The organism is Anaerotignum sp. MSJ-24 (genome assembly GCF_018918145.1).
Lineage (GTDB): Bacteria > Bacillota > Clostridia > Lachnospirales > Anaerotignaceae > Metalachnospira.
On the sequence record NZ_JAHLPX010000007.1, the window covers coordinates 144,700 to 168,879 of the forward strand.

The 24,180-nt window shown below is 38.6% G+C and carries 21 protein-coding genes; 15 read left to right on the forward strand and 6 right to left on the reverse strand.

The window, feature by feature from the left end; genetic code table 11:
• The first annotated feature begins 55 nt into the window (after nucleotides 1–55).
• Genes KQI66_RS06930 through KQI66_RS06940 form a run of 3 tightly spaced genes read left to right on the forward strand, consistent with a single transcriptional unit; the run spans nucleotide 56 to nucleotide 3,458 of the window.
• Nucleotides 56–757 carry a response regulator transcription factor gene (locus KQI66_RS06930; protein WP_216428032.1) on the forward strand — a complete coding sequence of 234 codons (702 nt, stop codon included), beginning with the start codon at nucleotides 56–58 and terminating at the stop codon, nucleotides 755–757.
• Nucleotides 732–2,921 (forward strand): sensor histidine kinase, encoded by a 2,190-nt coding sequence (locus KQI66_RS06935; RefSeq protein WP_216428033.1) that lies wholly within the window; start codon nucleotides 732–734, stop codon nucleotides 2,919–2,921. Before KQI66_RS06930 ends, KQI66_RS06935 begins: the two co-directional genes overlap by 26 nt.
• 21 nt (nucleotides 2,922–2,942) lie before the next feature.
• Nucleotides 2,943–3,458 (forward strand): immunoglobulin-like domain-containing protein, encoded by a 516-nt coding sequence (locus KQI66_RS06940; RefSeq protein WP_216428036.1) that lies wholly within the window; start codon nucleotides 2,943–2,945, stop codon nucleotides 3,456–3,458.
• Between the two features lie 33 nt (nucleotides 3,459–3,491).
• Here KQI66_RS06940 and KQI66_RS06945 read toward each other — a convergent pair whose 3' ends face one another.
• Entirely contained in the window at nucleotides 3,492–4,067 is a 576-nt protein-coding gene (locus KQI66_RS06945) for a DUF4364 family protein (RefSeq protein ID WP_216428038.1), read from the reverse strand.
• 84 nt (nucleotides 4,068–4,151) lie between these two features.
• Nucleotides 4,152–5,069 carry a TIGR01212 family radical SAM protein gene (locus tag KQI66_RS06950; RefSeq protein ID WP_216428040.1) on the reverse strand — a complete coding sequence of 306 codons (918 nt, stop codon included), beginning with the start codon at nucleotides 5,067–5,069 and terminating at the stop codon, nucleotides 4,152–4,154.
• A 134-nt stretch (nucleotides 5,070–5,203) separates the two neighbouring features.
• On the opposite strand from KQI66_RS06950, the gene recD2 reads away from it, so the two are divergent.
• The 4 genes from recD2 (at nucleotide 5,204) to KQI66_RS06970 (ending at nucleotide 11,393) form a co-directional block, all read left to right on the forward strand.
• Nucleotides 5,204–7,483 (forward strand): SF1B family DNA helicase RecD2, encoded by a 2,280-nt coding sequence (recD2, locus tag KQI66_RS06955; protein WP_216428042.1) that lies wholly within the window; start codon nucleotides 5,204–5,206, stop codon nucleotides 7,481–7,483.
• Nucleotides 7,470–8,183 (forward strand): ComF family protein, encoded by a 714-nt coding sequence (locus KQI66_RS11495; RefSeq protein ID WP_216428044.1) that lies wholly within the window; start codon nucleotides 7,470–7,472, stop codon nucleotides 8,181–8,183. Before recD2 ends, KQI66_RS11495 begins: the two co-directional genes overlap by 14 nt.
• 137 nt (nucleotides 8,184–8,320) lie before the next feature.
• Nucleotides 8,321–10,918 (forward strand): cation-translocating P-type ATPase, encoded by a 2,598-nt coding sequence (locus KQI66_RS06965; RefSeq protein ID WP_216428046.1) that lies wholly within the window; start codon nucleotides 8,321–8,323, stop codon nucleotides 10,916–10,918.
• An 85-nt stretch (nucleotides 10,919–11,003) separates the two neighbouring features.
• A complete protein-coding gene (locus KQI66_RS06970) occupies nucleotides 11,004–11,393 on the forward strand; it encodes a C-GCAxxG-C-C family (seleno)protein (RefSeq protein ID WP_216428047.1) in 390 nt (129 codons plus the stop codon).
• On the opposite strand, the gene KQI66_RS06975 is transcribed toward KQI66_RS06970, so the two are convergent.
• From KQI66_RS06975 to KQI66_RS06990, 4 genes are all read right to left on the reverse strand, one after another.
• Nucleotides 11,375–12,589 carry a hypothetical protein gene (locus KQI66_RS06975; protein WP_216428049.1) on the reverse strand — a complete coding sequence of 405 codons (1,215 nt, stop codon included), beginning with the start codon at nucleotides 12,587–12,589 and terminating at the stop codon, nucleotides 11,375–11,377. The two genes, KQI66_RS06970 and KQI66_RS06975, sit on opposite strands and share 19 nt — an antisense overlap.
• A gap of 91 nt (nucleotides 12,590–12,680) precedes the next feature.
• Nucleotides 12,681–13,214 carry a TetR/AcrR family transcriptional regulator C-terminal domain-containing protein gene (locus KQI66_RS06980; protein WP_216428051.1) on the reverse strand — a complete coding sequence of 178 codons (534 nt, stop codon included), beginning with the start codon at nucleotides 13,212–13,214 and terminating at the stop codon, nucleotides 12,681–12,683.
• Nucleotides 13,215–13,324: 110 nt separating this feature from the next.
• The gene (gene htpG / locus KQI66_RS06985) at nucleotides 13,325–15,337 is read right to left on the reverse strand and encodes a molecular chaperone HtpG (protein ID WP_216428053.1); all 2,013 of its coding nucleotides are present in this window, start codon (nucleotides 15,335–15,337) and stop codon (nucleotides 13,325–13,327) included.
• Between the two features lie 139 nt (nucleotides 15,338–15,476).
• A complete protein-coding gene (locus KQI66_RS06990) occupies nucleotides 15,477–15,938 on the reverse strand; it encodes a DUF5721 family protein (protein ID WP_216428056.1) in 462 nt (153 codons plus the stop codon).
• A gap of 124 nt (nucleotides 15,939–16,062) precedes the next feature.
• Here KQI66_RS06990 and KQI66_RS06995 point away from each other — a divergent pair, with 124 nt between their 5' ends.
• From KQI66_RS06995 to KQI66_RS07030, 8 genes are all read left to right on the forward strand, one after another.
• Complete coding sequence (locus tag KQI66_RS06995) at nucleotides 16,063–17,529, forward strand: MBOAT family O-acyltransferase (RefSeq protein WP_216428057.1); 1,467 nt, start codon at nucleotides 16,063–16,065, stop codon at nucleotides 17,527–17,529.
• Nucleotides 17,495–18,553: a hypothetical protein gene (locus KQI66_RS07000; protein ID WP_216428059.1), complete on the forward strand. Its 1,059-nt coding sequence runs from the start codon at nucleotides 17,495–17,497 to the stop codon at nucleotides 18,551–18,553. Before KQI66_RS06995 ends, KQI66_RS07000 begins: the two co-directional genes overlap by 35 nt.
• 87 nt (nucleotides 18,554–18,640) lie before the next feature.
• Nucleotides 18,641–20,335 carry a glutamine--tRNA ligase/YqeY domain fusion protein gene (locus KQI66_RS07005; RefSeq protein WP_216428061.1) on the forward strand — a complete coding sequence of 565 codons (1,695 nt, stop codon included), beginning with the start codon at nucleotides 18,641–18,643 and terminating at the stop codon, nucleotides 20,333–20,335.
• A gap of 78 nt (nucleotides 20,336–20,413) precedes the next feature.
• Nucleotides 20,414–21,211, forward strand: a complete 798-nt coding sequence (proB, locus tag KQI66_RS07010; protein WP_216428062.1) for a glutamate 5-kinase — start codon at nucleotides 20,414–20,416, stop codon at nucleotides 21,209–21,211.
• 12 nt (nucleotides 21,212–21,223) lie between these two features.
• Nucleotides 21,224–21,667, forward strand: coding sequence for a zinc ribbon domain-containing protein (locus tag KQI66_RS07015; protein WP_216428064.1), 444 nt, complete (start codon nucleotides 21,224–21,226; stop codon nucleotides 21,665–21,667).
• A 9-nt stretch (nucleotides 21,668–21,676) separates the two neighbouring features.
• Nucleotides 21,677–22,237: a 5-formyltetrahydrofolate cyclo-ligase gene (locus tag KQI66_RS07020; protein WP_216428066.1), complete on the forward strand. Its 561-nt coding sequence runs from the start codon at nucleotides 21,677–21,679 to the stop codon at nucleotides 22,235–22,237.
• Complete coding sequence (locus KQI66_RS07025) at nucleotides 22,237–23,478, forward strand: glutamate-5-semialdehyde dehydrogenase (RefSeq protein WP_216428068.1); 1,242 nt, start codon at nucleotides 22,237–22,239, stop codon at nucleotides 23,476–23,478. Before KQI66_RS07020 ends, KQI66_RS07025 begins: the two co-directional genes overlap by 1 nt.
• Entirely contained in the window at nucleotides 23,478–24,104 is a 627-nt protein-coding gene (locus tag KQI66_RS07030; protein ID WP_216428069.1) for an epoxyqueuosine reductase QueH, read from the forward strand. The genes KQI66_RS07025 and KQI66_RS07030 overlap by 1 nt, the downstream gene beginning before the upstream one ends.
• Nucleotides 24,105–24,180 lie beyond the last annotated feature (76 nt).

Consider the following 24,180-nt stretch of genomic DNA (forward strand, 5'->3'; position numbering starts at 1 on the left):
CTGTAATAATTTTATAATTATTTGAGTATGGTCGATTTTGGTTAGGGAGGACACTATGGATTCTAAAAAATTAAATATTCTCGTATGTGACGATGAAAAAGCCATTGTTGATGCTATTGAAATATATCTTCAGCAGGAAAATTATAACGTACTTAAGGCATATGATGGCGTTGAGGCACTTAAGGTGCTCGAAAACAACGAGGTTCATCTTGTTATCATGGATATTATGATGCCGAGAATGGACGGACTTAAAACCGTTGTAAAAATAAGAGAAACACTTAACATACCTATCATAATGCTTTCAGCAAAATCAGAGGATACAGACAAGATTATCGGCCTTAACTTCGGTGCTGACGATTACATAACAAAGCCGTTTAATCCGCTTGAGCTTATCGCAAGAGTTAAATCCCATATGAGAAGATATACTTCTCTCGGCTCTATTGCAGAAAAAGCAAATATAATAAAAATCGGCGACCTTGAGCTGGATAAGGATTCAAAAGAGGTTCGTGTAAACGGAGAACCGGTTAAGCTTACTGCAACCGAATACGGAATATTACAGCTTCTTATGGAAAACGCAGGAAAGGTATTCTCCATAGATGAAATATACGAAAAGGTATGGAACGAATTATCCTTTGCTCCCGAAAATACCGTTTCCGTACATATCAGAAGAATAAGAGAAAAAATCGAAATCAATCCGAAGGAGCCTAAATATTTAAAGGTGGTGTGGGGCATTGGCTATAAAATCGAAAAGCTCTAAAATGTACTCAAACGCATCAAAAATAACGGCTGTTATAGTTGTTCTTCTGGCAAGTCTTTTGGCTTGTACCGGGCTTGTATATGTTTCTGATACACGTTATGAATCCGGACTTAATTACAGCAGCTATTATGATACGGAAACCTTTTATGCCCAGTACAGTCAGCTTGTAAGGGACGTTGTTAATGTGAACCTTGTTTATAAAAATGAGGAGAATATTAAATCCGGTGCGGCTTTGAACGAAGAAAAGGTTATATATAATTTTGCGCTTTCCAATTCGCTCGGTGAATATACAATATATTCGTCTGTTGGTCAGCCTGTGAATGTAAAATTTACGGATTATAACGACCAGGCGTATTTTGATGAGAGGTACGAAACCTATAAACAGCAGGCCATACAGGATCAGCTTTATGAATATGACGATTCCGTAAAGGAGCTGGAGAGATACAGTGATTTCTGTTACAATCTTGTAAGCTCAAAGGATAATATATCAATAGGAAATCTCTCGGTAAATGAAATTGATAATCTTGAAATCAATTCGTTCCTTGACGGAAGATATTCTAAAGGAAAAATGGTATATGATACTGAAAATTATTATACTTACAGTGACGAAGGCGAGCTTATAAATTATTTCTATTATGACAACTATCTTGATTCGGTTTCAAGAATACTTCTTAATAACGGATATTCGCTTCATGTCGGAGTAAAAACCGATGATGATGGAAGCGGAGTATTCAACAAACAGTGTCAGGCATACGACAAGCGAAGAGAGTTTGCGCCGAAGGCAGTCGGCGTAGCGGTTGCCTGCGCGGTTATAATGGTTGTCGGAATTGTGTTCCTTGCATATGTTGCCGGGCAGACAGGCAAAAACAGCCAGGTTACACTTATGGCTATTGATAACATATTCAACGATGTTCATTTAATTATTTTTATCGCAATAGCCGGACTTTCGCTGTTTTTGGCCGTACAGCTTATGACAAGCACATACTATATGCGTGAGCAATGGGTAAACCTTGTAAAAGGGCTTATGTGTCTGTTGTTTGTTGTTGATACGATTGTGCTTACAAGCTTTGTAACCTGTATGTCAAGGCAAATTAAGAAAAAACAGCTTTTTTCGAATACATTTATAGCTGCAACGGTAAGATTTATCGCATCGTTCATAAAATATTCGAACATAAGAATGTGGACAATATTGTGCCTTGTTCTGTTTGCTGTTGCAAATGCCGTATTGGGAGCTTTTGCCCATGCAAGCGATAGCTTTATACCGATTGTGTTTATGGTTATTTTGAACATAATAGCAGTTATATTTGTTTCAAGGGCTATGAGGTCTATAAAGAAAATAATGTTTGCCGTTAAGGAAACATCGGAAGGAAACTTTGACTGTAAGATAGATATGAAAAACATATCTCCGTCAATGGTGAACTTTGCCGAGGACGTTTCCAATATGCAGAGCGGACTTAAGCAGGCGGTCGGTCGTGCGGTTAAGGGCGAAAAGATGAAAACAGAGCTTATAACAAATGTTTCACATGACCTTAAAACTCCGCTGACTTCTATTATCACATATGTAGACCTGCTCAAAAGAGAAGAGCTTGATAACGAAAGAGCGCAGAACTATGTGGCAATACTTGATGAAAAATCAAGAAGACTTAAACAGCTTATAGAGGACCTTGTTGAGGCAAGCAAGGCGTCAAGCGGAAACCTTGCGGTTTCAAAGGCTAAACTTGATTATAAGGAGCTTATGGAACAGGCACTGGGTGAGTTTGAGGAAAGAATAGAAGATTCAGGCGTTGAATTTAAGTTTAATGCCGAGGACGGAGTATATATATATGCTGACGGAAGCCATATGTGGCGAATAGCGGAAAACTTGATAACAAATGCGATAAAGTATACAATGAAAAATACAAGGGTATTTATTGATATTTCCAAAAACGAAAAGGAAGGCATACTTGTTATCAAAAATGTTTCGAGCATTCCCATTGACGAAGTAGACGTAAAGAGCCTTACGGAAAGATTCGTAAGAGGCGACACATCAAGAACGATGGAAGGCTCCGGATTAGGTCTTTCCATTACAAAGAGCCTTACGGAAATACAGGGCGGAAAGCTTGATGTTTCGGTTGACGGAGATGTGTTTAAGGTTACTGTCAAAATGCCGTTGTATACAGAATGATAAAAAGTCGGGTGATTGTGTATGAAAAAAGTTGCATTATTTCTCATAGGCTTTATTGGGTGCAGCTGTGCTCTTTTTGGCGGTTTATATAAGATTGATGTTTACAGAATGGAAAACAATCTTCCCGTAGTGTTCAGCGTATGGCGTACAGATTATACACCGCAGACAGGAAACCAGACAGAACAGCCGGAGAATGGACTTGTCAGCTTTGAGCCTGCTATCGAAACCGAAAGCATAAGAGGCCTTAATGCGGATATAACCAATAATTCCGGGTTTGTGATAATGTTTCCCGAATATTACAGGATAGAGAAAAATATAAACGGCAGATGGGTGCATTGCCAATGTATAGATGATTCTCCGGAATGGAGCAATACCTCGTATTATGTTGAACCTGATGCTGTTGCGACAATGAGTTTTTATTGGGCAGAGCTTTACGGTGAGCTTAGTTCGGGAGATTACAGAATTGTAAAGGAATATTATTTTACAAATGACAACAGCAAGACTGTAAATTATATGTACTGCTATTTCTCAATTTAAAAATATCAAAATAAAAAATTCCTCCGAATATAATTATGATTCGGAGGAATTTTTGGCTTTATCGTTTTTAGGTTCTTCTGAAAGACAATGAAGTATTTTTCCGTAAAGGCTGTTTACGTTGTCACGCCAGTTGCGGCATATCAGTCTTGCCTGATCCCTTGTAGCAACATTTATGCTTATTTCCATTAAAGAGGTTGTTCCGTCGCTGTCGCATACACCGCATTTTACGGTATAGTCATCACTGTTTAATTCGTGAAAATAATTTGCCGTAACGGAATATTCCGCACGTATACGTTTTGAGTTTTCCTTAGCATATTCACATATTATGTTTTTATTATGGTTTGAAATATGTTTGTTGAAATATCTAAGAATATCTTCGCCTTCAGTGGTTATTGTATATCTGGTAGTGTTATTTTCGGTTGTCATTTCAAGAAGTCTGCTTTCGACAAGCTCCGAAAGATATTGTTGTGCAGAAAAATAGTCCATCAGATTTTTTTCGGACACAAACTGCCAGATTTCACTGTTAGACAAAGGAATTTCTATTTTTTTTACCAAATATAAAATAAGAAGCTTGTTTTCAGCCAAAGCTCTTGTTTTATTGTACACCATAACCACCGCCGCAAAGTAACTCTATTATTCTGATTTTTAGGATAGATATATATTATAAACCATCATAAATAATTATACAATTATCTATTTCAACAATTTTCCCTGAAAACTGTTGGTTATTTTCATTTTTCTGTGGATTTCGTTTAAAACGCCACGCTTGTCCATGCTCCATTTGGGCTCAATTAATTCATTTCGGTTGCCGTCGCCTGTTAATCTGTGGATAACAACATTTGGCGGAAGATGTTCGATACATTCGATTACCGTATCGGTGTATTCATCTCGGCTCATAATATGAAACGGCTTTTGATTATAAAGAGCCTCGAGCTTTGTTCCTCGGATTATGTGGAGAAGCTGGAGTTTAATTCCGTCTGTTCCTGCGGAAACGGCAAAGTCAACGGAGTTAAGCATTGTCTGACGGTCTTCATATGGAAGACCGAGTATTATATGCGTTACGGTTTCTATTCCGGCGGTTTTCATCTTTTCCATTGTTGAAAGATATACCTCGTTTTTGTAGCCTCTGTTTATAAGTATTGCGGTATCTTCGTCGGAGGTCTGAAGTCCGAATTCAACCCAGAGATATGTTTTTGAATTTATTTCTTTAAGCAGTTCCAGAATTTCATCATCAATGCAGTCCGGTCGTGTTGCGATTGCTATTCCGCTTATGCCTTCGCAGTTAAGAGCCTCGTAATATTTTTTCCTGAGCTCGTCAATAGGAGCATATGTGTTTGTAAATGCCTGAAAATATGCGATATACTTTGCATTGGGCCATTTTCCGGAAAGCTTTTCCCTGGAAAGACGAAGCTGCTCGGCAATGGAAAGCTCTGCCGACGGAGCAAAATCTCCGGAACCGCTGCCGCTGCAAAAAATACAGCCGCCTGTGCTTATTTTTCCGTCACGGTTCGGACAGGTAAATCCGGCATTGACCGAAAGCTTAACCGTTTTTGAACCGAGCTTTTCTTTTAAATGGTCGCTTAATGAATTGTATGGTTTGTTATCGGGCATTGTATAGCTCTCCTTTTGACCGACTATTGTAATTAATACTTTATACTAATATAATAAACGTATATTAAGAATTTGTAAATTTGAATTTTATACCCTGCTATGATATTATTTTGGGTAAAGGCGGTGAGATACATATGGACGATACGATAGTGCTCGAAGGTACTGTTGAGGATATAATATTTCAGAATAAGGAAAACTGGTATACTGTTTTTAATTTTAACAGTGATGACGGCGACGAAGTAACATGTGTCGGAACAATACCGCAGCTCAGTAAAGGCGAATCGCTTAAATTATCGGGAACTATGGTTATACATCCGTCCTATGGCTTACAGCTTAAGGTTGATATTTTCGAAAAGGTCGTGCCGACAAATGCCGCCGCAATAGAAAGATACCTTGCCTCGGGAACAATAAAGGGTATAGGAGCAAAGACGGCAAAGAAGATTGTGGACAAGTTCGGTGCGGCTACATTTTATGTTATAGAAGAAAAGTTTGACAGGCTTGTTGAAATAAAGGGAATAAATTACGACAAGGCACTGAAAATACACACAGCCTTCTGTGCTCAGAGAGATGTGCGTAAGGCAATGCTTTATTTGCAGGATTATGGCGTTTCGGCGGCAATGGCTGTTAAAATATATAAAAAATACGGTTACAGAACCATTGAGATTATAAAGGAAAATCCGTACAGGCTGGCAGAGGATATTATAGGAATAGGCTTTAAAACAGCGGACAGCATTGCCGACAGCATGGGAATTTCCAAAGACTCACCAAACAGGATTAAATCCGGAATACGCTATATACTCAATATGGATGTTGCTGACGGCAATGTATTTATGCCGTTCAACAATCTTACGGCAAGAGCGGAGGAGATACTCGGAGCTGACAGTGAAACGGTTGAGCACTGTCTTAAGGAGCTCCAGATTGAGCATAAAATATTTAGGGAAAAGGTAGAAGATATTGATGCTGTATATACAATGCAGATGTATTATACGGAGGTATCTGCCGCTAAAAAAATAATAGAGCTTTCCTTTTACCATGATGAGGCAGATCTCAAAAGCATAAACGAGAAAATTGAAAGACTTGAGGACAGATCGGGAATATATCTTGCGGAACAGCAAAGACAGGCTGTTGTCGAAGCAATGCAGGAAGGCGTCCTTGTTATAACCGGTGGCCCGGGTACGGGAAAGACAACGATAATAAACAATATTATATCTCTGTTTGACAGCATGAGTCTTGAGGTTGTTCTTGCAGCTCCTACCGGACGTGCGGCAAAAAGAATGACCGAGGCAACAGGCAAAGAGGCAAAAACAATACACAGACTTCTCGGAGTTTCCTATAACGATAACGACAATGCAAAGCAGAAGTTTGAAAAAAATGAGGAAGATCCGATAGATGCGGATGTTGTTATAATTGATGAGGTTTCTATGGTGGATATGCAGCTTTTTAATGCTCTGCTGAAAGCTATTGAACCGGGAACAAGGCTTATACTTGTCGGTGATGCTAACCAGCTTCCGTCGGTTGCGGCAGGAAATGTGCTTAAGGACATAATTAAGAGCGAAATAGTCAAGGTCGTAAGGCTTACGCAGATTTTCCGACAGGCACAGGAAAGTGCCATAATAATGAATGCACATAGGATAAATGCCGGAACAGATCCTGTGATGAATGAAAAAGGCACCGACTTTTTCTTTGTCAATGAGCCATATGCCGCAAAAATACCGCAGACGATTGTTGAGCTCATAACAAAGCGTCTGCCACAGTTTACCGGAGTGGATTCCTTCTGGGATATGCAGGTGCTTACACCAATGAGAAAAAGCGATATAGGTGCATCGGGACTGAACAAAACGCTTCAACGGGCATTAAATCCTCCGGCATCGGTCAAAAACGAATATGAAACACAGAATGGCGTTTTCCGTGAAGGCGATAAGGTAATGCAGATAAAAAACAATTATAATCTTGCATGGAAAATGCTTTCGGAAACAGGCAGAATTACCTCCGACGGAACAGGCGTATATAACGGAGATATGGGTATAATCAAAAAGATTGACTCGGTAAATGAAACGGTTACGGTTGAGTTTGACGATAAGAGAATTGCCATATATGAATTTACCGCACTGGAGGAGCTTGAGCTGTCCTATGCCGTAACAATACATAAATCGCAGGGCAGTGAATATCCTGTTGTTATTATACCGATACACAGTGGCCCGCAAATGCTTTTGTCGAGAAATCTTCTTTATACCGCAGTAACAAGAGCAAAGAAATTTGTTATTGTTGTCGGACTACGAAGTGCCGTAAAAAAGATGGTTGCGAACGATAGGGAGATAAGCCGATATTCCGGATTGGCATACAGAATGTGTTCGCTATATGAGTTTATGGCGGAAACGAACGATATGGGGAGAAGTATAAGTGAAGACAGTTGATTATATACTTAAATTAATCTATCCTCAAAGATGCGTTTTCTGCGGTGAACTGCTTAATCTGAACAGTAGAGAGGCTGTATGCGAAAAATGCGGAAATATAGATAGACTGGAATATAAAACTTGTATATTGTGCAGAAGAGAGCTTGAAAATAAATCAAATCCCATCTGTGGTAAATGTATGAGTAAGCTCGGAGTGTTTTCCGATGGAATAAGTCTTTATAAATATAAGGATGTAAGAGATGCAATATTGAGCTTTAAATATTCCGGCATGAAAAGACGAGGTATTGCTTTCGGAAAAATAATGGGACATGCCGTAAAGGACAGCAATACAAGGTTGATAACTGCCGATGTTATAATTCCCGTTCCAATAAGTAGGGAAAGGTTTAAAGAAAGAGGTTATAACCAGTCTGATGTGCTTGCAAAAGAAATATCCAAAGAAATCGGAACAAAATATATTTCCGATATGCTCATAAGAACAAAAAATACGGTTCCGCAGAACAGCCTTAATGAAATCGAAAGACGTATGAATGTTTTCAATGCCTTTAAGCTCAACGAAAAATATAATGTTGAAGGAAAGAAAATAATTATCGTCGATGATATTTTCACAACAGGCAGTACGTTGAACGAATGTGGAAAAACCTTGAAAAAGGCAGGAGCAGAGGAGCTGTTTTATTTAACTCTTGCCAAAACCGAAATTTAAAATAATTCTTTAATATAAATCCTGAGGTTAAATACTTCGGGATTTATTTTTGTGTTTTGATGTTTGAAAGTAATTAATGCTGTGCTAAAGGAATAAAATTGATTAGGTGATTGTCCAAATACGAAGGGAGTGTTTATATGAATTGGCACAGCAGGACAACGGACGAAATATCGGTGGTACTCAATACTGATCTTAGAAACGGGCTTACGGAAGAAAAGGCAGAAATGATTAAAGCCGAATGCGGAAAAAATATAATTGAAACAGAAGTGAATAAAAAGAGTATTTTAAGGAGATTTTTTGAACAGCTTAATGATGTTATGATAATAATTCTTCTGGCATCAGCCGCTGCATCTTTTGTTGTTTCGTTTATTAACGGCGAAAATGATTTTGCGGATTCATTATTGATAATTATGATAGTCATTCTTAATGCGGTTCTTGGCGTTATACAGGAAAACAAAGCAGAAAAAGCCATTGATGAGTTGAAAAGGCTGTCTGTTCCGCATGCCAGAGTTTTGAGAAACGGACATATAAAGCTTATTGACTCGGAGGATGTTGTTCCGGGAGATTTGCTTGTGCTTGAGGCAGGCGACAGAGTTGCGGCTGATGCAAGGCTTATAAGCTCGGCTAATCTTAAGGCTGATGAATCGGCATTGACAGGCGAGTCTGTTCCGGTTGAAAAGGAAACGGTGCTTCGTCTGCCTGAGAATGCACAGACAGCCGACAGAAGAAACATGGTCTTTGCATCGGCATATATAACCAACGGAAAAGGAACGGCTGTTGTTGTGGAAACAGGAAAAAACACAGAGGTCGGAAAAATAGCAAGGCTTATTTCAAACAAGGAAACCGAAGAAACACCTTTGCAGAAAAGGCTCGACAGTACGGGAAAAATACTCGGTCTGTCGGCTCTTGCCATATGTGCGGTTATTTTTGTTATAGGTATTTTGAGAAGATATTCCGTATTCGATATGTTTATGACCTCTGTAAGTCTTGCCGTTGCCGCAATTCCGGAAGGACTTCCGGCAATAGTGACGATAGTTCTTGCGATAGGCATGCAGAAGATGTCACAGCAAAACATGATAGTAAGAACACTGCCGTCTGTTGAAACACTGGGCTGTGCACAGGTTATATGCACCGATAAAACAGGAACGCTCACAAAAAACAAAATGACGGTAGTGCGAATTGAGGACGGAAACGAAAAAACGACAATCAATTCAAAGAGATTCATACTGCGGCTTGCGGTTTTGTGCACAGACTGCTTTTATGAGGACAGACATTATATAGGTGATCCGACCGAAACGGCGATAGCCGAGGCCGCCGAAAGAATGGGCGAGCACAAAATACGGCTTGATGAAATAATGCCAAGAGTTGACGAAATACCATTTTCATCGGAAACAAAATTTATGATTACGGTACATAAATTTGAAAACGGAAAAAAGATATGTATTATTAAGGGAGCACCGGAAAGAGTGCTGTCAAAATGCGGTAAAATTTATGACAATGTGAGCATTGACATGAATATAACCGAAAGAATATATAAAATAAATGCCGATATGACAAATAAGGCGCTTAGGGTTATTGCCGTTGCATATAAGGAAATACCGAACAACAGTCGTGAATATGACAGAGATTTTATATTCGCAGGCTTTATTGGCATGGCAGATCCACCGAGAGAAGAGGCAAGACAGGCGGTAAGCGAATGCAGAAGAGCCGGAATAAAGGTTGTTATGGTTACCGGTGACCATATGCTGACTGCCAAATCCGTAGCCGAAAAAACAGAAATATATTCCGACGGAGATATTATAGTTGAAGGAAATATGCTTGATAATATGTCTTCAACGGAATTGAATGAAAAGCTGGACAAAATATCGGTATTTGCAAGAGTATCACCAGAGCATAAGCTGAAAATTGTCGAGGCATATAAACGAAAGGGCATGATTGCGGCAATGACCGGTGACGGAGTGAACGATGCACCGGCGTTGAGAGCGGCTGACATAGGCTGTGCAATGGGAAAAACTGGAACGGATACGGCAAAGGCGGCGGCAGATATGATTATTGCAGATGACAACTTTTCGACAATAGTCTGCGCTGTAAGAGAAGGCAGAATAATATATAAAAACATAAAGAAAGCTGTGCATTTTCTTTTGTCGAGCAATGTCGGAGAAATACTTACCGTATTTACGGCAATGGTTTTTGGCTGGAGTACGCCGTTACTGCCCATACATCTGCTGTGGATTAATTTTATAACCGATTCGCTTCCTGCCATTGCATTGGGACTTGATGTTCCGGAGGAGGACGTTATGACGGAAAAGCCTGTTGCACCGGACAAGAGCCTTTTTGCCGGAGGCATGGGAAGCCGAATTATATATGAAGGTGTTATGATTGCGGCTTTGGCACTTACGGCATTTGGTATAGGCCACAAATATTATGACGGAAACGAAATGCACAGAGTAAGCAGAACAATGGCGTTTGCCGTTTTGAGTATCGCACAGCTTATTCATGCCTTTAATATGAGAACCAATAAATCTTTATTCAAAATACATATATTGAGAAATAAATGGCTGTGCATGGCTTTTGTTATAGGCATTATACTTCAAGCATCGGTTATAATGCTGCCGCCGTTGGCAGAGATATTTACGGTTGTTCCGCTAAATGTGAAACAGTGGCTTATCGTTATGGGACTTTCCTTTGTGCCTGTTGTATTTTCGGAGATTGAAAAGGCTGTATTCAGAAAATAAATGTACTGTCAATAAAAGCTGTCTGTCACTTTATATATACAGTTTGAATATTATATACAAAAGGACAGGCAAAGGCGGTGTTTATATGAAAAGGCTTGCGTTGATGTATTACGAAATGGGCTATGGCTGCGGACAGTGCATAATAAAGGCGGCAGACAGAAAATATAAAATAGGAATAAACAGTGACTTTATTTCTGCCGCAGCCGCTTTAGGCAACGGCTGTGGCTACGGAGGCCAGTGTACGGTCATTACTGCGGTGATAATAATATTCGGAATTATGTTTGATGAAATGACCATGAAGCGGCTCAGAATAAAATTCCTTGATGAATTTAGAAGTAGGTACAATGATTTTAACTGCTGTCGGTTGTCTGCCGGAAATAACTGTGTTTCAATAATTGCGTCTGCGGCGGAAATTGCCGACAGACTTATAGAAGAGGCCGAGGACGAAATAAGATATTACAATTCCCGGCTTTGAATAAATATAATGTCGCTTTTATCCGAGCTTTCGGGTATGCTCATGGCTTTAAGCCGGTTTTTAAGAATTATATTTTCTTTTTCAATGGCATTGTATCTGGCTTTCCATTTTGAGCTGAGAAGTGCGATTTCTTCATTGCGTTCGGCAAGAAGTCTGGAAAGTTCGGAAACTCTGTTGTTGGTTTCCTCAAGCTGAAGAAGGTAGTCATGTGAATTGCTTTGGTTTGCGGTTGAAACTGGTTTTTGCGCCTGTATATACGGAACAAAATCATCATTCATAAACGGAAAAGAGAAATCCGACAGATTAAATTCTATACGGTTCGGTGAAAAATCATCAAAGAAATTCAGATATTCAGCTTTGCGTAAATCATAGGATTGTTTTACCAACTGTGGCTTTGAGATGTTTTCGATTGGTATTTTATAGGAAGAGGAGTTTGTATGTACTATTGCATACATAGCTCCTTTTTCTTTTGATATTGAACAGCCTTTGCCGTTTTGTCCTTCCCATAATATTCTTGCTTTTCCGAGGCAGTCATTTATACAGCCCTTATAAATAAGCTGTGAGGAAAAGGAACTTTTTGCAAGATATAATAAATGGCTTGAATTGTTCTCGGTAAGTACGGATAAATCTATACAGGGCATATTTGTTGCAAGAAAGCTTATGCTTTCGGTCAGCTTGCAGTCCTTAACGGACATTGAGAAAAACTTAATAGTTTTATCGGAAAGACGGTAATATATTTTTATGTTATTGTTATTCATTCCGATGAGAAAAGGTGAATTGCCGAAGGAAAGTATTTCGGATATTTTTATCGGCTGTTCCCATCTGTCGTCAAGCATATACCGCATATAGAGATATTCGTTGTTGTGATTTTCCTTTACGCTGTATATAAAGCTTATTGAGTTTTCCGCCGTTGTGAAGAAGAGTTTTGTACATTCATTCGGTATAGTGAAATTAAGCTTTTTGCTGTTCCATTTTCCGTTATAACGGCATAAAACCGCATTGCTGTCGGTTGATGCAAGGAGATAAATAAAGCCGTTTTCGTACCATACGGAAAAAATATCGGATACATCGGAAATTATTTTTATAGGAGAAATATTTTGATTTTTAGCTAATTGCTTAAAGTATATCGAGCCTTCGGAGTAATAAAATAAGTATAGTTCGTTTTTATCGGTTTTTAGAAGAATATATCTGTTCATTTTAAATCACCTCAGAACAAATATATTATGTAAAAAGAATATAATAACAAAAAATGACCGTATACGTTTTGTGTATACAGTCATTGTATTTTTAATTTAAGGCTTTCATTCCGTTAAGAATCATATGCCCGAGTTTGTTGAACTTCGGAAGGTCTTCTTCCGGCAGGCCATTTTTCGCCCAGTTGGTGCTTAAACCGATTAGTGCATATGTGTATATCTCGGCAGTGAAGTCTATATTTTCTTTATTGGCATTGGGTGCAACGCTTTTTCCGACCATAACTATAACCGGAAGCATAAAGCTTTTCAGCTTTTCCATAAGAAAATCCGGATCAAGCGAACGATATGTGTTTAATACAAGAGTTTTGTTTTTAACGATAAAGTTGAGTATCAAATCAAATTTTCCGGATTGTTTTACCGGATCATCTATATTGTCCACAATGTCCTTTGCCTCATCGAGATACATCCATTCAAGAAGGGCATAGGTATCATGAAAATGATAGTAAAATGTCTGGCGGTTTAGATTGCAGTCATCTACAATATCTTTAACTGTGATTTTATCAAGAGTTTTTTTAGAGAGCATATTCTTGAGTGATGTAGCTAAAGCTCTTTTTGTAGTTAATGGCATAATAAACCTCCTTATGATATAGGTTAAAACACATTATTACTATTATACACTATTCCGATAGTTTTAGCAAACAAAAGACACCGAAAACGGTGCCTTTTGCGTAAAAGGGGTTATTTTATCTCACTCTCTGCAAGCTTTTCGAGGAGAATGTTGCTTCGGTTAATAAATTCCGTCATCTGTTCGGGCTCAAGAGGCTTCTGTCCCATGAGTGCAAGGTCATATACATGACGGCAGATAAGCTCTGTTTCCTGTTCTTTTCCGGCTGTGTTCTTGAGTGCCTCAAGTGCTTTTATAAGCTTGTTGCTTCCGTTAAGTATAAGCGTCTGTTCAACAGCGGCATTTCCGTAAAGAGCCTTGAGCGAATCGTCATAATTATAAGCCTCAAGCATATCTTGAAGACGTCTTTCTCTTTCAGAAAGAAGAATCATAGCGGAAATATCATCTGATTTAAGGTTTTCAACCTTGACATTAAGCTTATCGTTTCCGAGTATTCCGGCAAAGAGGTTTTTAAATTCTTTGTTTAAATCCTCATTTGTTTCGCCGTCACTCTTAAGTGTATCGGAAAGGTCAGAGTCGATTCTTTCAAGAGTATATTTTCCGTCGCTCTTATATTCGAGATAGTTTACGAAAGGCTTATCAATAGCTGTCGGCATTATGATTGCTTCCATAGACTGGCTCTTGAAGAGGTTGATATACTGAATCTGCTGTTTTTCGTCTGTTACATAATAAATTTTGTTTCCTGTTTTGTCTTTGTTGTCTTCAATATATTCTTCGATAGTCTTATGCTTATCATCTGTTGTTTTGAAAAGAATAGAGCCTTTGATTTTATCGTAGAATTTTTCTTCCTTCATACTGCCGTATTTAAGGAATACGTTGATGTCATCACTGAATTTTTCGTATTCTTCACGATTGTTCTTAAAGAGACTGTTGATTTTGTCTGCAACCTTCTTTGTGATGTAGGTTGACATCTTTTCCGCATATCCGTCGTTCTGGAGGGCACTTCTCGATACGTTAAGAGGAATATCGGGGCAGTCGAGAACGCCTTTGAGGATAAGAAGAAATTCGGGAATTACTTCTTTTATGTTGTCGGCAATATAAACCTGGTTGGAGTAAAGCTTAACCATACCGTCAACTGCTTCCATATCGCTGACAAGACGGGGAAAATAAAGAATACCTTTAAGTCTGAAGGGATAATCCATGTTAAGATGTATCCAGAAGAGAGGATCCTTCATATCACCGAACATATGGTGATAAAGCTCTTTATACTGTTCATCTGTACATTCGGAAGGCTTTCTGAGCCAGAGAGGATTTACCTCGTTAAGGGGAAGCTGTTCGGGCTCTTCTTTATTTTCTTCTCCGTCTTCCTTCTTTTCTTCCGAACCTTCTTCTTTTTCTGCTTCTTTCTTTTCAAGAACTTCCTTGAGCTCTTCTGCAGAGCTTACTGTTTTTGCTGTACTTTCGTCTGTTTCTTCGTCTTCGTCATCTACTGTATCAAAATAGATTTCAACAGGCATATATTCGCAGTATTTTTTAAGTGCATCATATAATACGCTTTCATCTGCGAATTCTTCTCCGTCTTCACCGAGGTACATTGTTATTGTTGTACCGTGTTCTGTTCTTGTGCCGGGCTCCATTTCGTAATCAATGCCACCGTCACAAATCCATTTTGCAGGCTCTGAGCCCTCTTTATATGAAAGTGAGTCGATTTCAACTTTGTCCGCAACCATGAAAGCCGAATAGAAACCGAGTCCGAAGTGACCGATTATCTCGTTTCCGTCGTCCTCCTGCTTTTCACCGTATTTTGCAAGGAAATCGCTTGCTCCGGAGAAAGCGATCTGGTTGATGTATTTTTTGATTTCGTCGGCTGTCATACCGATACCGTTATCAATAACCTGTATAGTTTTGTTTTTTGAATCACATACGACACGAATACAGAATTTTTCATCATCGGGAATATTGTCTGCCTCGCCCATCATCATAAGCTTTTTGAGCTTTGTTACGGCATCACAGCCATTGGAAACGATTTCACGAATGAATATGTCTTTATCTGTATAGAGCCATTTTTTAATAATTGGTAAGAAATTTTCACTATTTATAGAAAGATTGCCTTTTTCCTGTTCCATTGTCAATTACCTCCGATTGCTAAATCATTTATTGACTATAATTGTATCACTAAAAATGCAAATGTCAAGAAAAAATTAGCACTCATTTAATGTGAGTGCTAATAAGTTGCAGATATAAATTTTTTGAACACAATTATGCTTATTCTATTATGATTCCGTTGTGTTTAAAAAATCTTGCGGCATATTCGTCCCAGGAATGCTCAACTGCTTTGTCCAATGAAAACATTTTTTCGGACGAGCCTGTAATAATCGAAAGCTTTCCGTTTTCAAAAATTATGTTTATAAAAAGAGCGGAAGCGTTTGTATGTATTTTTGCCGTTGCTTCATCAGACGGAGAAAGTATTATTTTCATATATCCGGGAAGTTTGTTTCCTTTTATTATGTTGAATATTGTCGGACGAAGTTCCGACCATGCAATGTATTTTTCTGTAAGGCTTTCCTGTTCCTCTGTGGTGTACCAGTCCTTGTTTATGACACAGTCCATTTCATAAAAAATATTTGTTTTTATTGAAACCGAGCGTACCAGAAGCCTGTCAAAGGCATTGCCCTTTAAAAGCATTGCCATAAATTCTTTTTTATTTTCAACTGTTCCAGCTATCAATATACTTACCTCCCTATGACTTAAAATTTTATCACAGCTTGGAATTTATAACAAGGTTGCTTTAATAAGCTTTATAAATTATAATCAAGACATTAATATTGTAAGAAGTATAAGGAGAAAATTTATGCTTTTTAATTCGTTTTCGTTTTTGGTATTTTTTATAATCGTATCGGTATTGTATTTTATACTTCCGCACAAGGTACGCTGGATTTTGCTTTTGACTGCAAGCTGTATTTTTTATATGGCATGGAATCCTGCATTAATAGTCCTTATTGGCTTTACGATTATCGTGAATTATATAGCAGCAATAAGAATATACAACAGCAGAAGAAAGCAGAGAAAAAGGAAGATACTTACTGTATGTCTGTTGATTAATTTTGGTCTGCTTTTTGTTTTTAAATATCTCGGCTTTATGAACAGTACGGTTCTTGTGATAGCAGATAAGCTGAATTTAAATTGGCCGGTTAAGGCAATAAACATAATACTGCCTATGGGAATATCATTTTATACCTTTCAGGCAACAGGCTATACGATAGATGTTTACAGAAACAAGATAAAGCCGGAAAAGCATTTCGGAATATATGCGCTTTTTGTTATGTTCTTTCCGCAGCTTGTGGCAGGCCCGATAGAAAGAAGTGAGAATCTTCTTCCGCAGTTTTATGAAAAGCACCGCTTTGATTTTAAAAGAATTATCAGCGGAATAAGAATAATGTTTTGGGGCTTTTTCAAGAAAATTGTTATTGCGGACAGAGCGGCTGTTGCAGTAAATACAATATACAACTCTGCGTCAAGCTATAAGGGACTTTATCTTTTTATTGCGACACTGTTGTTTACATTCCAGATATACTGTGATTTCAGCGGATATTCAGACATAGCAAATGGCTCAGCAAGAGTTCTCGGCTTTGACCTTATGGATAACTTCCTTAATCCGTATTTTTCCACAAGCATTAAGGAATTCTGGAGAAGATGGCATATATCGCTTTCAACATGGTTCATGGATTATGTATATATACCTCTCGGCGGTAACAGGGAAGGAAATGCAAAGAAATACAGAAATCTTTTTGTTACATTTCTCGTAAGCGGTCTTTGGCATGGTGCAAACTGGACATATGTTATATGGGGCGGTTTGCATGGAATATTTCAGGTTTTCGGACAAATGACACTGAATATCAGAAACAAAATAAAGAAAAAGATAGGCCTTTACGGAACTAAGCTTGCGTCCTTCTGCGGATTTGTTATTACTTTCGGACTGGTATGCTTTGGGTGGATATTCTTCCGTGCCAATACCGCTTCGGATGCTGTATATGTAGCATCAAATATATTGTACGGCTTCAGGGGCTGGTACGATAAGCAGTATATATATGAAGTTATCACTTCGTTAGGCTTGAATTTATATGAGCTTGCGGTTGTATCTGCTGCATTGGTTTTTATGACATTATCGGAGCTTTTCAGCGGAAAAAGACCCGTATACGATGTTGTTGAAGAAAAGAATGCGGTTTTCAGAATAATTTTTTATTTAATTACGGCAGTTTTCATACTGTCTGCGGGGGTATTTTATGAATCGGGAGCGTTCATTTATTTCCAATTTTAAATTGCTTGCAGAGGTTATTATATTTATAATTGCCTTCTTATTCGCTTATAAATGTATTGAAAATAAATATGCTGAGGCAGCGTCAAAAAATGTTGTCAATGCCTATACAAAAAGCAGATATGACGGCTTTTATGAACAGCCGGAAAACAGCATTGACATGGTTTTCATAGGCTCATCACATTCCTATTGTACATTTGATCCGGAAAACTTCGATAGCGTTCTCGGAACAAACAGCTGGCAGCTCGGAACACCGTTACAGCATTATGACACAAGCTATTTTGTGCTTAAAGAGGTGCTTAAAACACAAAAACCAAAGGTAGTTGTGCTTGAGCTTTACTGGGATATGCTTGATGATAAATTTGAAATGAAACAGGCAAATTCGTTTTTTGAGGTGCTCAATGATGATAATGTAAAAAAAGAATATATAAAGGAAGTCTTTCCTATAAACGAAAAGGTTAAATACAGTATTCTTCCGATACGTTATCAGCAGGATTATTTTGCTTATGAGGCTGACGAAATCGGCAAAAATATAGAAAGCAGATACGGTGTTTCAAAGCCGAAGGCAGAAACAAACGGCACCGAATATTATCTTGCAAAGGGCTATACCTATTGCGATACGGTCATACCGGACAGCGAGCTTGACGAAACAAACCAGTTTAAGGGCTTTGATGGCTCGGATTGGGAGCCTGACGATACACAGCTTAAATATATAAACAAAATCGCCGAGTTGTGCAAGGAAAATGATATAGAGCTTGTGCTTGTTACAGCGCCTATCGCAAATGTTTCTATGGATTATATAACGGATTATAATTCGGTGCATGACAAAATGGCGGAAATAGCCGAAAATATAGATGCAAAATACATTGACTTTAATATAATAAATTCTGAAGAAGGCTTGCTTAAGCTTGAAAATTTCAGAGATGACGCACATCTGAATGACAGCGGAGTAAAGATAGTCGATAAGTATTTTGTTGACTGGCTTGTGAATAATACCGAAGCTTTTGGAAAAAATAATGTAATGTGATTTATGCTCTGTATTGCAAAAGTGCGAAAAATAGTGTAAATTATAATATTATGATGAATATATAATAAGTATTACGGAGGACATACGATGTCAGAAGAAAATATCACATCAATCGATGAAAAAGACAATAATCTGAGCGGAACCGGCAACTTTATACATAGCTATATACAGGACGACCTTAAAGCAGAGCTTAATAAGCTCCATACACGTTTTCCTCCGGAACCGAACGGCTATCTTCATATAGGACATGCAAAAAGTATCTGTCTTAACTTTGGGCTTGCCAAGCTCTACGGCGGAAAATGCAATCTTCGTTTTGATGATACAAACCCTACAAAGGAAGATGTTGAGTATGTTGACAGCATAATGAACGATGTTAAATGGCTCGGCTTTGACTGGGAAGACAGACTTTATTTTGCATCATCATATTTTGATAAATTTTATGAAATAGCTGTTGACCTTATCAAAAGAGGAAAGGCTTATGTATGCGACCTCAATGCCGAAGAAATGCGTCAGTACAGAGGTACATTAAGCACACCCGGTAAGGAAAGCCCTTACAGAAACAGAAGCGTTGAGGAAAACCTTGATTTATTTGAAAGAATGAAAAACGGCGAATTCCCCGACGGTTCAAAAACATTAAGAGCAAAAATTGATATGGCATCTCCCAATATCAATATGAGAGATCCGGTTATTTACAGAATAGCACACGCAAAACACCACAGAACAGGCGATAAATGGTGTATTTATCCCATGTATGACTTTGCACATCCTCTTGAGGACGCTATCGAAGGAATTACTCATTCAATCTGTACACTTGAGTTTGAGGACCACAGACCTCTTTATGACTGGGTTATAAGAGAGGCAGGCTATACAGCAAATCCTCCCAGACAGATTGAGTTTGCAAGACTTAACCTTACAAATACGGTAATGAGTAAGAGAAAGCTTCGTGCGCTTGTCGAAAACAACCTTGTTGACGGCTGGGACGATCCCAGAATGCCGACCATAAGCGGACTCAGAAGAAGAGGCTATACACCTGAATCAATAAGAGATTTCTGCGAAAAAATCGGTGTGTCAAAGGCAAACAGCTGTGTTGACAGTGCATTGCTTGATGCCTGCTTAAGAGATGACCTTAAGGCAAAGGCGAAGGTTGTTATGGCTGTTCTTGATCCCGTTAAGGTGGTTATAACAAACTATCCGGAAGGTCAGATTGAATTTATGGAGCTTGAAAACAATCCCGAAAATCCCGAACTCGGAACAAGAAAGGTTCCTTTCGGCAGAGAAATATATATCGAGAGAGAGGACTTCATGGAAGAACCTGTTAAGAAATTCTTCCGTCTTGCACCCGGCAAGGAGGTTCGTCTTAAGGGAGCATATTTTGTAACCTGTACAGATTTTGTTAAGGACGAAAACGGCGAGATTACAGAAATCCACTGTACTTATGATCCCGAAACAAGAAGTGGTTCGGGCTTTGACGGCAGAAAGGTTAAGGGCACACTCCATTGGGTATGTGCAGATGACTGTGTTGAAGCTGAGGCAAGACTTTATGATTATATGATGCTGGACAATCCCGATGATCCCAACGGCGATATGATTATGAACGAAAACTCAATTATTGTCAGAAACAACTGCAAGATTGAGCCTTCGATAAAGAATGCCGAAAAGGGCGACAGATATCAGTTTATGAGAAACGGCTATTTCTGTGTTGATACAAAGGACAGCAAGGCAGATGCACTTGTATTCAACAGAATTGTACCGCTTAAGAGCTCATTCAAAATCAAAAAATAAGATATTTATTCCGCAAGGACAGCGGTAATATAAAGGCGGATATAACTATCCGCCTTTTGTTAAAACAGGAGATTTAAAATGGATATAAATGATAGATTCAAGGATTACAAAAGAATAGTAATAAAGGTAGGTACTTCAACAATTACCTATCCCAACGGAAAGCTTAATTTAAGAATGATAGAAAGATTATGCTGGATGCTTTCCGATTTGAAGAACCGAGATAAAGAGGTTGTGCTTGTTTCCTCCGGTGCTATCGGCGTTGGTTCAAAAAGCCTCGGCTTTGAAAAACGTCCTAAGCTTACAAGAGAAAAACAGGCTGCCGCCGCTGTCGGTCAGGCAATACTTATGCAGATATACCAGAATTTCTTCAATACATATACACAGACTGTTGCACAGATACTTCTTACAAAGACCGACTTTGAACATGGCGTAAGAAGAACAAATACGGAAAATACATTTACCGAGTTGCTTTCGAGAGGAATTATACCTATCGTAAACGCAAACGACACAACATCAACATTCGAGATTGAATTCAGTGATAACGACAGACTTGCCGCAAATGTAGCCGCACTTCTTCATTCCGATCTACTCATACTGCTTACGGATATTGATGCTCTTTATGACAGCGATCCAAAGAAAAATCCCGATGCAAAGAGAGTTAAAATAGTTGAAAAAATAACCGAAGAGATTGAGCAGATGGCAGGCACAGCCGGCTCGGAATTTTCGGTAGGAGGCATGGCAACAAAAATTGCCGCCGCAAAGCTTTGCGTTGAAAATGGTGTTGATATGGTCATTGCCGACGGCAGTGACGCAACCATAATAGAAAAGGTTATTGACGGTGAAGATGTCGGTACATTATTTATCGGCAAAAACTGAGGTGATAATTAAATGAAATTTTGTCCGAACTGCGGAACAAAAATCGAAAATCTTAAGGAATGTCCAAACTGCGGTTTTAAACCGGAGGATATAACAAAACCGGAGGAAAAGAAAAACAAAAATACTAAGCCGGCTAAAAAAGTATACGATTATTATGAAAACAGAAGCTATGATGCGGATAATTATGATTCCTATGATTATATGAAGGCTGAAACAGAGGTTGATATGGAAACCGAGCCTTCTCTTGCATCTAAAATACTGCTTATACTTATGGTCATATTGTTCAATATACCCGGTGCGGTAATAGGTGCGGTTGTTTCTGCCATATTCATGGGTAAAAAAGGCGAAGGCTATAAAAGCTACGGCAAAAAGCTTCTGATTGTCAGCATAGTGATTATCGTTATTGATATTATTGCGATATGGTTTGCACTTATGGCATTCAAATCAATGTTTTAAGGATAAAATATGAAGGACGAAGAAAGAAAAAAATATATTGAGATAAGAAAACAGCTTTCGACCGAGAGTAAAGAAAAATTCAGTGCCGAAATTCAAAATAGCTTTATCATGTCTGATGAATATAAAAATGCGGAAAGTATATTTATTTATGTCAGCATGAAAAACGAGGTATCGACAACAGAGGTTATAAACAGAGCCATTGCCGATGGAAAAACTGTCGCTGTTCCGATTTCGCTCAAAAACAGGGATATGTTTTTTGTTCCGATAAAATCGCTTGACGGACTGGTAAAAACAAAGCTCGGAGTTTATGAGCCGGATTGTGGTAGAGAATGTGAGATAGTACCGAATGAAAAAAGCGTTCTTGTTGTTCCGGGAGTTGCCTTTGATGAGGACGGACACAGAATGGGCTACGGCGGCGGATATTATGACACATATATCGAAAAGTATAATGTAAAAAACACTGAGGCATTTGCTTTTGAATGTCAGATACATGAAAAAATAGAATTTGAAAAGCATGATAAAATAATGAAAATGATAATTACCGAGAAAAATATACGGAGGTGCGTTTAATGAGCAGACTTATTGAAATGGGACAGGCGGCAAAAGAGGCATCTGTTGTACTTGCAAAGCTTAGAACACCGGAAAAAAATAAAGCTCTTATTGCTTCGGCAGAGGCACTTGAGCAGAATATGGATAAAATACTTGCCGCAAATAAGGTTGACGTTGAGATGGCTGTGGAAAACGGCATAAAAGGTGCATTTATCGACAGACTTACACTCAACGAAAAAAGAATAAAGGACATGGCTAATGGTCTGAGAGATGTTGCGGCACTTCCCGATCCCATCGGAGAGGTTCTTTATATGAAAACGCTCGATAACGGTCTTATTGTCGGACAGAAAAGAGTGCCTATGGGTGTAATCGGCATTATATTCGAGGCAAGACCGAATGTTACCTCGGACGCCTTCGGATTATGTCTTAAAGCCGGAAGTGCGACAATATTAAGAGGCGGCAAGGAAGCCTTCAATTCAAACACAACAATAGTAAATATTTTCAGAGATGCACTTGAAAAAATCGGTATGCCTAAGGACTGTGTGCAGATGGTTGAGGATACAAGCAGAGAAACAGCAACCGAAATGATGCGTCTTAACGGATATATTGATCTTCTTATACCCAGAGGCGGAGCCGGGCTTATTAAATCTGTCGTAATGAACAGCACTGTTCCGGTAATAGAAACAGGCATCGGAAACTGTCATGTATATGTTGACGAAACGGCAGATCTTGAAAAAGCTGTAAGAATAGTTCTTAACGCAAAAACACAGCGTCCCGGAGTATGTAATTCATGCGAAAGCCTTCTTGTGCATGAGAATATTGCGGAAAAATTTATCCCTATGATAATAAAGGAGCTTAAGGAAAAGAAGGTTGAAATAAGAGGTGACGAAATATTCGTCAATGCCGGAGCTGTTCCCGCATCAGAGGAGGATTGGGGAACAGAATATGATGACCTTATAATATCAGCAAGAGTTGTAAGAAATGTTGATGAGGCAATCGAGCATATAAGAAAATACGGAACAGGCCATTCGGAGGCAATAATCACCGAAAACTATACAAACGCCCAGAAATTCCTCGATGAGGTTGATGCGGCTGCGGTTTATGTAAATGCCTCAACAAGATTCACAGACGGCGGAGAATTCGGCTTCGGTGCGGAAATAGGCATAAGCACACAGAAGCTCCATGCAAGAGGCCCTATGGGACTTAAGGAAATAACAACAACAAAATATATTATCTACGGAAACGGACAGATAAGAGAATAATGAATAAGATAAATTATCAGAAGGAACTGGATAAAATAACGGAAAAAATAGGAGAAAAAAAGCCTAAGCTTTTTCTGCATAGCTGTTGTGCGCCTTGCAGCAGCTATGTTCTTGAATATTTGACAAAATATTTTGACATTACGCTGTTTTATTTCAATCCGAATATTTCACCCGAAGAGGAATATATAAAAAGAGTAAACGAAGTAAAAAGGCTTGTTGCGGAAATGCCATGCTGTAAAGACGTTAAGGTTATTGAAGGCAGATACGACAGCAGGGAGTTTTTTGAATATGTTAAAGGCCTTGAAAACGAAAGAGAAGGCGGAGCAAGATGTATAAAGTGCTTTGAACTCCGGCTGGAGGAAACGGCAAAGCTTGCGAAGGAAAACGGTGCGGATTATTTCTGCACAACGCTTACAATAAGTCCGTTGAAAAATGTTGAAAACCTTAATGCTGTCGGAAGAAAAATGGCGGAAAAATACGGAGTGAAATGGCTTCCGTCGGATTTCAAAAAACGAGAAGGCTATAAGCGTTCCATTGAACTTTCGGCAGAGTATAATCTTTTCAGACAGAATTATTGCGGCTGTATATTTTCTAAAAATGCACAAATGTATAAATCCGGAGAATAAAATCCGGATTTTTTTCGCCTTTTTTTAAAATATCGTGCATTTATTCCGTCTTTGGGTTATTATATATGAGGTGTTA

What these genes read in the sequence shown, in the direction of transcription:
- KQI66_RS06930 (WP_216428032.1), top strand. Translation starts at nt 56, where the DNA reads ATGGATTCTAAAAAATTAAATATTCTCGTATGTGACGATGAAAAAGCC.
- KQI66_RS06940 (WP_216428036.1), top strand. Translation starts at nt 2,943, where the DNA reads ATGAAAAAAGTTGCATTATTTCTCATAGGCTTTATTGGGTGCAGCTGT.
- KQI66_RS06945 (WP_216428038.1), bottom strand. Translation starts at nt 4,067, where the DNA reads ATGGTGTACAATAAAACAAGAGCTTTGGCTGAAAACAAGCTTCTTATT.
- KQI66_RS06950 (WP_216428040.1), bottom strand. Translation starts at nt 5,069, where the DNA reads ATGCCCGATAACAAACCATACAATTCATTAAGCGACCATTTAAAAGAA.
- recD2 (WP_216428042.1), top strand. Translation starts at nt 5,204, where the DNA reads ATGGACGATACGATAGTGCTCGAAGGTACTGTTGAGGATATAATATTT.
- KQI66_RS06965 (WP_216428046.1), top strand. Translation starts at nt 8,321, where the DNA reads ATGAATTGGCACAGCAGGACAACGGACGAAATATCGGTGGTACTCAAT.
- KQI66_RS06970 (WP_216428047.1), top strand. Translation starts at nt 11,004, where the DNA reads ATGAAAAGGCTTGCGTTGATGTATTACGAAATGGGCTATGGCTGCGGA.
- KQI66_RS06975 (WP_216428049.1), bottom strand. Translation starts at nt 12,589, where the DNA reads ATGAACAGATATATTCTTCTAAAAACCGATAAAAACGAACTATACTTA.
- KQI66_RS06980 (WP_216428051.1), bottom strand. Translation starts at nt 13,214, where the DNA reads ATGCCATTAACTACAAAAAGAGCTTTAGCTACATCACTCAAGAATATG.
- htpG (WP_216428053.1), bottom strand. Translation starts at nt 15,337, where the DNA reads ATGGAACAGGAAAAAGGCAATCTTTCTATAAATAGTGAAAATTTCTTA.
- KQI66_RS06995 (WP_216428057.1), top strand. Translation starts at nt 16,063, where the DNA reads ATGCTTTTTAATTCGTTTTCGTTTTTGGTATTTTTTATAATCGTATCG.
- KQI66_RS07000 (WP_216428059.1), top strand. Translation starts at nt 17,495, where the DNA reads ATGAATCGGGAGCGTTCATTTATTTCCAATTTTAAATTGCTTGCAGAG.
- KQI66_RS07005 (WP_216428061.1), top strand. Translation starts at nt 18,641, where the DNA reads ATGTCAGAAGAAAATATCACATCAATCGATGAAAAAGACAATAATCTG.
- proB (WP_216428062.1), top strand. Translation starts at nt 20,414, where the DNA reads ATGGATATAAATGATAGATTCAAGGATTACAAAAGAATAGTAATAAAG.
- KQI66_RS07015 (WP_216428064.1), top strand. Translation starts at nt 21,224, where the DNA reads ATGAAATTTTGTCCGAACTGCGGAACAAAAATCGAAAATCTTAAGGAA.
- KQI66_RS07020 (WP_216428066.1), top strand. Translation starts at nt 21,677, where the DNA reads ATGAAGGACGAAGAAAGAAAAAAATATATTGAGATAAGAAAACAGCTT.
- KQI66_RS07025 (WP_216428068.1), top strand. Translation starts at nt 22,237, where the DNA reads ATGAGCAGACTTATTGAAATGGGACAGGCGGCAAAAGAGGCATCTGTT.
- KQI66_RS07030 (WP_216428069.1), top strand. Translation starts at nt 23,478, where the DNA reads ATGAATAAGATAAATTATCAGAAGGAACTGGATAAAATAACGGAAAAA.